4 protein-coding genes and 2 pseudogenes are annotated in these 7,269 nt (G+C 68.1%); 3 read left to right on the top strand and 3 right to left on the bottom strand.

The genetic code is table 11. The annotated features are described in order from the left end of the window. Positions 1-357, top strand: a pseudogene (locus ABZV44_RS26115) (Fe-S oxidoreductase); the annotation flags it as partial. Between the two features lie 205 nt (positions 358-562). Continuing rightward, a complete protein-coding gene (locus ABZV44_RS26110) occupies positions 563-1,324 on the top strand; it encodes a copper homeostasis protein CutC (RefSeq protein ID WP_354841312.1) in 762 nt (253 codons plus the stop codon). Between the two features lie 643 nt (positions 1,325-1,967). On the opposite strand, the pseudogene ABZV44_RS26105 reads toward ABZV44_RS26110, so the two are convergent. The 3 genes and pseudogenes from ABZV44_RS26105 to ABZV44_RS26095 all read right to left on the bottom strand — a co-directional run. Next, positions 1,968-3,221: pseudogene (locus ABZV44_RS26105) on the bottom strand (YibE/F family protein); the annotation flags it as partial. A 600-nt stretch (positions 3,222-3,821) separates the two neighbouring features. Next, entirely contained in the window at positions 3,822-5,081 is a 1,260-nt protein-coding gene (locus ABZV44_RS26100) for a pyridoxal phosphate-dependent aminotransferase (RefSeq protein WP_354841363.1), read from the bottom strand. 67 nt (positions 5,082-5,148) lie between these two features. Beyond that, the gene (locus ABZV44_RS26095) at positions 5,149-6,510 is read right to left on the bottom strand and encodes an ABC transporter C-terminal domain-containing protein (RefSeq protein WP_354841306.1); all 1,362 of its coding nucleotides are present in this window, start codon (positions 6,508-6,510) and stop codon (positions 5,149-5,151) included. A gap of 256 nt (positions 6,511-6,766) precedes the next feature. On the opposite strand from ABZV44_RS26095, the gene ABZV44_RS26090 reads away from it, so the two are divergent. Further along, on the top strand, positions 6,767-7,216 hold the full coding sequence (locus ABZV44_RS26090; protein WP_354841301.1) for a hypothetical protein: 450 nt from the start codon (positions 6,767-6,769) through the stop codon (positions 7,214-7,216). Positions 7,217-7,269 lie beyond the last annotated feature (53 nt).

Here is a 7,269-nt window from a genome sequence, read left to right as displayed (position 1 = left end):
GCATCGGCTGCCGCGCCGGCCACCCAGGCTCCGGCCGCGTCGGCTCCGGCCGCCGAGGCCAAGCCGTCCATCGCGCCCAAGGGGCTGGCCATGAAGTCCGGCCTCAAGCGCCCCGGCCCGAAGGCTCCGGGCGCTGCGGCTCCGGCCGCTGCTCCGGCTCCGGAAGTGCCTGCGGCTGCGGCGGATTCGGCTCCGGCCGAGACCGCTCCGGTCGCCGAGCCCGCCGCTCCGGCCGCTCCGGCCGCTCCGGAGGGCAATGGCACCTCGGAGGGCAATGGCGCGGCCAAGCCGCCGACCGCCAAGCCGGGTGGCCTCGGCTTCAAGTCGGGCATGAAGGCTCCGGGCCGGAAGAACTAGGCCCCGGCCCGAAACAGCGGGCAGCCGAACCTGATTGACGAGGGCGGCGCTACCAACCCGGTAGCGCCGCCTTCGTCGTTCCCGCCGCGTACCAGCCCGTTCGTGCCGATTCGGCGGGCGCTGCGGCGGCAATTCACGGGCCATTCGCAGCCCGTTGGCTAATCTCAGGCAACATGACGGGCCGGAGTTCGCCATACTGCAAGGTATGACGGATGCGCGGGCGGTGCGGGTCGAGATCGGGGTGGAGTCTCTGGGCGGGGTCCGGATCGCCGAACAGGCGGGGGCCGCACGGGTGGAATTGTGTACGGGGCTGACGGTCGGGGGACTCACGCCCGGGCCGTCGCTCATCGAGGCGGCGGTCGAGGCGGCGGGGCACACCCAGGTGCACGTGCTGATCCGGCCCCGGCCGGGCGACTTCCGCTACTCGGCCGACGAGGTGGCGCTGATGCGCACCGATATCGAGCGGGTGCGGGCGGCGGGCGCCCACGGGGTGGTGATCGGCGTCCTCGACGAGGACGGTCATGTCGATCCGGCCGCCAATACCGAGCTGCTGGCCGCCGCGGACGAACTGGAGGTCACCTTCCACCGCGCGTTCGATGTGTGCGCGGATCCGTATGCGGGTTTCGACCAATTGCTGGAGCTGGGCTTCACCCGGTTGCTCACCTCGGGCCGCCAGGAGTCGGTGCTCGACGGCGCAGCCCTGATCGGCCGGCTGGTGACGCTGGCCGACGGCCGCATCGACGTGATGGCGTGTGGCGGCCTGCGGGCCGACAATGCCCGCCGGGTGATCGAGCTGACCGGAACCCGCGATCTGCATGCGGCCGTGCGCATTCCGGTGCCCGGCCGCCCGCAGTCCGACTCCGAGGTCTCCTTCGCCGAATTCGGAGTGCCCAGTGGCTTCGATCATTTCGTCACGGACGCCGACGGCGTATCGGCGCTCTGCGAGGCGGCGCGGAACACACACTGACGGTCGCCGCCCGGAATCAGGGCCGGGAGTGCCGTCCGCCACGCGGTGGCTCGGGCGGCCACCCCTGATCATCGGAGTAGCCCTGATCCTGCTGCCACCCCTGATCCTGCTGCCGGGCCTGGCCCCGCGTTCCCGAATCCGACCACGGCTCGCTCGGATTGAACCACGACGAGGTCGTGTACTGCCGCTCCTCCGGCGGATTCGGATTCGGATTCGGCTGCACCACACCGGTTCTCGGCACCGTCGGCGGCTCACTCCCACCGGACACACCGGGCTGCGCGCCGGTTGGCGCCACAGGCTGTTCCCCGGACCACGAATCCCGCTGTTGCGCACCGGTTCTCGGCACCGCCTGCTGTTCCCCACTGTACGGTCCGCTCTGCTGAGCACCTCGGCGCACCACAGGTTGCGATCCCGAGGGGTACTCGCCGGTGCGCGGGCCGCCGGTCTCCCCTGCGCGCCGCGCGACCGGCTGAGATCCGCTGCGCGACACGGCCGACTGGTCGCCGGTGCGCGGATCACCGGCACGACGCATCGCGGGCTGGGATCCGGTGCGCGGCCCACCCGCGCGGCGCGGCGTATTCCGTTGCGCCCCCGCACTTCGCGTCCGCTTGGCGCCCGCGCCCGCGCGCGCCTCGGCCGGCTTGGCGCCCAGCGGCCGGGCCAGCAGCACCGCGATGGCGGTGGTGAGCGGCACCGACAGGGCCAGCGCGATACCGCCGACCGCCGACCGCGCGATCTCGATGCCCACCGCGTCGCCGGTCAGCACGTCCCGGATGGGCCGCCCGGCCACGCTGAACAGCAGTAGCAGCGGCAGCGCCCCACCGGCGTAGGCGAGCACCAGGGTGTAGACGGTGCTCGCGATATGGTCGCGGCCGACCCGCATGGCCGCGGAGAAGATGCTGCGGCGGTTGGCCTTCTGGTCCAGCGCCGCCAGCTCGAAGGCGGCCGAGGCCTGGGTGATGGTGACATCGTTGAGCACACCGAGCGAGCCGATGATGAATCCGGCCAGCAGCAGCCCGGTAATACTCACGTGCTGGATATAGGCGGCGACATTGGTGTTCTGCTCTTCGGACAACCCGGTGAGGTGGGTGGCCTCCAACGACGCCCACGACAGCACCGCCGCCAGCACCATCGAGGTCAGCGTCCCCAGCAATGCCGAACTGGTGCGCAGATTCACCCCGTGCGCCAGATACAACACGGAGTAGAGGATCACCGCCCCCGCGACCAACGCCACCGGTATCGCCGGTTTCCCGTCCAGCAGCGCCGGCAGCAGGAACATCACCAGCACGCCGAACGCGATGACGAGCCCGATCAACGCCCGCAACCCCCGCCACCGCGCCACCGCGATGATGACCACCGCGAAAACGATCCCGATGATGCTCAACGGCAGCCCACGCGCGAAATCATCGAACGAGTACAGCGTCGCCCCACCCGGATCCTGCGGCGTCTTCGGCGCCGCCTGCGGCACGATCCGAATCTTGTCCCCCACCCTCAAATTCGGCTGATCCGGCGTGGGCGAATTGACGAAGACCGTCCAACTCCCCTTGTCCGCCCCCGAATCGATCGAGATCACACTCCGCGCACACTGCCGCTGAGCCGCCGCGAGCAACTCCGGCTCAACAGTGAAGACCTTCCCATTCGACACATCCCCACAAGGCCCGAGATCCTGCTTGACCACAGTCCCCGCCTCGGAGTGCACCGCACCCCCGCCCCCGTTCTGCATGGGCAACGGAATATCGATGTGCTGAGAACTGGGCCAAAGCCACACCAGCCCGACAACCACCGCCACCCCGATCACCGCCAATAGCCCGACAACGACCCGGGCCGCATTGGTCCCAATAGCAATGGGTCCGGAGTGGTCGTGATGGTGATGATGAGAGTGCTGGTGATCGCTCACCCGCCGAGCCTAAACGAAAACCATTCCTGACATGCTGAGAGGTTCTCCCCGCCCGTCAAACGAAGGTTTCTTCCCGATCCCCAAGGCGACAACTGATTTCGCAATGTTCGGGGTAACTCACGGGGTACCCCCAAAATCGTCTCGGCTCCCAACGCAGGCACGGATACGAAACCGGCAATGGCTCCAAGCCGTCCGCTGAAGGCCCGGGGAGGCGGGAGTGGGGAGTGGGGAGTTTGGGAGGGGCGGCGGAGAGCAGGGGGATGTCTCCGCCGCCCGGGTCAGCGGCCCAGGGGGGGTAGGCCGGCTAACCAGGGCCGGACGGCCCAGGGGGGGTAGGCGGTCCGACCGGGCACTCTGAGTGCCGAGGACCACTGTACACAAAAGACGGTTCTTTGCGCTAGCTAAGTCTCTAAAAACCCAACTTTTTCGTACCAGCGGTTTGTTTTAGCCAGGGTCTCACCCGCGCCATCCACCCCGGGCCCGGGTGTCCACAGCCGGACAAGACCGATCAACCGCAGGTCAGACCGGGTATTCGCGAAGGCGCGCCGGTACCGCAGCGTACCCCGCGCGTACCCGGTGATCGAGAATTTCCGGCTGGAACTACTGGCGATAGCTCGCCAGGAAGTTCCCGAATCGCTCGATGGCGACCGAGAGATCGCGGGCCCAGGGCAGCGTGACGATGCGCAAGTGATCGTGATGCGGCCAGTTGAACCCGGTCCCCTGCACCATCAGGATCTTCTCCTGCAGCAGCAGATCCAGCACCAGCTTCGAATCGTCGTGGATCTCATGGACTTCCGGGTCCAGCCGCGGGAACGCGTACAGCGCGCCGGTGGGCTTCACGCACGAGACGCCCGGAATGGTATTGAGCTTCTCCCAGGCCACATCCCGCTGCTCGAGCAGCCGCCCGCCCGGCAGCACCAGGTCGTCGATGCTCTGATGTCCGCCCAGCGCCACCTGAATGGCATGCTGCGCGGGCACATTCGGGCACAGCCGGGTGGAGGCCAGCAGGTCGATGCCCTCCAGGAAGCCGCCCGCGTGCTCCTTGGGACCGGTGATGACCAGCCAGCCCGAGCGGTAGCCCGCCACCCGGTACGCCTTGGACAGGCCGTTGAAGGTGAGGCACAGCAGGTCCGGGGCAAGCGTCGCCAGCGAGACGTGCTTGGCGCCGTCGTAGAGGATCTTGTCGTAGATCTCGTCGGCCAGCAGCAGCAGCTGATGCTTGCGGGCCAGGTCCACCACCTGTTGCAGCACCTCGGCGGAGTACACCGCACCGGTGGGGTTGTTGGGGTTGATCACGACAATCGCCTTGGTCTTGTCGGTGATCTTGGATTCCATGTCGGCGATGTCCGGCTGCCAGTCGTTGGACTCGTCGCACAGGTAGTGCACCGGGGTGCCGCCCGCGAGCGAGGTCATGGCCGTCCACAGCGGGTAGTCCGGCGCGGGGATGAGCACCTCGTCGCCATTGTCGAGCAGCGCCTGCATGACGATGGTGATCAGCTCGGAGACGCCGTTGCCCAGGTAGACGTCGTCCACATCGAATTCCGGGAAGCCGGGCACCAATTCGTAGCGGGTGAAGATGGCCCGCCGCGCCGGCAGGATGCCCTTGGACTCCGAGTAGCCCTGCGCGTAGGGCAGCGCCGCGATGATGTCGCGCATGATGACGTCGGGCGCGTCGAATCCGAACGGCGCGGGATTGCCGATGTTCAGCTTCAGAATCCGGTGACCCTCGGCCTCCAACCGTGCCGCGTGCGCGTGTACCGGACCCCGGATCTCGTAGAGCACGTTCTGGAGTTTGGTGGACTGTTCCAGGACGCGGGGGGACCGATGCGGAAGGTGACTCGATGGGCTCACCCCGTTAATGGTGCCATTCGCCCGCAACCAGGTTTCTTCGTGTCCAGCACTGGGCTACCGGACGGTAGCGGGGCGGCTACCTCGAGGTATCGGGCGGCAGCACGCTGCGTGCGGCGGTGGAGCCGCAGAATTCCTCGATCCTCTCGTCCAGGTCCTGCGCTTCGGCGGCGTCCCGGAACTCCGGGCCGGCCAGCCGCTGGCGCAGCGCACTGAGCCGTTCCTCCAACTGCGCGATCCGCTTGTCCTCGTCGAGTTCCAGCACCGGCTCCAGCGCGGCGGCGGCGCCGTCGAGGCTGCCGTTGATCAGGTGGGCGGCCGCATTGTCCACCCGGGCCAGCGACTCCGCGCCGTAGGAGCGCTTGTCGGTCGGGCCGTTCACGTACAGGTCGATGGCCCGGCTGGTGGCGTCCAGGGCGGGCTCGGCCTGGCCCAAATGGATATAGGTGGCGCCGGCGTAGTAGTGACTCTTGGGCTGGTTGAACCCGAACACGCCGCCGACGTCGTCGTGCAGGTTGTCGCTGGATTCGCTGTCGCGGGCGTCGTCGGCGGCGCGGATGCAGCGCTCGGTGTCGGCGGTGCTGCCCAGCCGCGACCAGATGCGGGCCTCGATGTTCAGCAGCCGCACCCGCGAGGTCGCGGATTCGGCGTAGCGCTGGCCGCTCTGGGCCAGCAGGACCGCGCGGCGCGGCCGCTCGGACCGATACTCGATGAGCGCCTGCATGCCGCGGGTCCAGGCGCGCAGCGGATCGTGCTCGCACAGTTCGGCGTAAGCCCAAGCGGCCCTTGCCTGTTCACCGGCCGCGTCGAAATAGCCCAGATCCGTACTGGCATTCGCCAGCAGACCGGACAGGGTGCCGGCCAGAAGGTACAGGTGGGCCGTATCGGACGGACGCTGATGGCCTTCCAGCAAGCGGTAGACCCGACGCCGCACCCGCAGCATCTCCACCATCATCGGCACCGGCGGCATGTGTACGTAATCGTTGGCGATGCGCGTGACATCCGCATCGAGCTGTTCCAGCAGGGTCGCACCCACATTGGTGCCCTCGGCCCTCCCCGCGTGCTCGCTTGCTTCGTGAGCAGCCGCCATGATCAGATCCCTCTCCGAAATCGCCGCTGACGCATCGCCCCTCATCGCACCCGTATCGACGAGTGCCAGCAGTTCCGCGTCGCTGGAATAACTGGCCTGCGCCGGCATCCCGCTCCGAAACTCGGAACCGCCTTGGCGCACATCGAAACCGGGAACGGCGGGGCGGTCGATCAAGGGCTGGTCGATCAAGGCCGCGAACCGTGCCCGCACAACATCGTCGGACCTGGCAAGGGAAGTATCGAGGGCGGCCTGATTGATGGGACGGGGATGCACCCGATCGCCCCCGGCCTCCCATTTCGAGACCAGTCGTTCGTGCACACCCAGGTGGGCGGCGAACTCCCGGATACTCATGCGTTTGGCATCGCGGAGGGCCCGGGCCTCTTTGCCTGACCAGTGCCGGACCACGGTGCCATCCCTTCCGAACGAACTCCGAACTCCAGGGTACGAGCGGAAAGTGGCCGCGACCACATCCGAAACCTTCTCGGTACCAGGCGTTATACGCACCGGTAATAGTGGCGGCGGAAAGGCAGCGGAATGCGGGTGTGCGGGCGTTCTCAGCGCGGCCCCCGGCACGCGACCCTGGTGACCAGGGGAAGGAGGCGGGGACATGAACGCGGACAGGCTCAGAACAGTCGAAGACTGGGTTTCCTACTACCGGCACGAGTTCGCGCTGCCGGTCATCGAACGCGGCGGATTCGTCATGCTTCCCGTCACCGCGCAGATCGGGGTGGTGCACCTACCGGTCGCGCGGGCCGAAATGCTGCGCGGCGCACTGCAACAGCAGCGCTGCGGCGGGCCCATGCTGGCCCGGCAGATTCGCTGGAGCTTTCTGGCCGAACCGGATTCGCGGCCCGGCGACCAGATCATGATGGCGCTCAACCGCCTCGATATCGGCATTCCGGCCATCGGCAGCGCGGTCATGCTCCCCACCGGCCTCGGCCGCTGGACGCGCGAGGGCTGCCACTGGGTGACGCCACCCGCACGTGATTCCAAACTCCCACCCCTGTCGGCGATCATCACGACAGCTCTGGCGGTGGGAGCGGAAAGCGAGGACTGAACGCAGCCGGTTCTCGCACCACCGAGTCCGCCCCACCTGGCAGTCGACGGGGC

The organism is Nocardia sp. NPDC004860, from assembly GCF_040609015.1.
GTDB lineage: Bacteria > Actinomycetota > Actinomycetes > Mycobacteriales > Mycobacteriaceae > Nocardia.
This window is presented reverse-complemented; position numbering and strand designations above follow the sequence as displayed.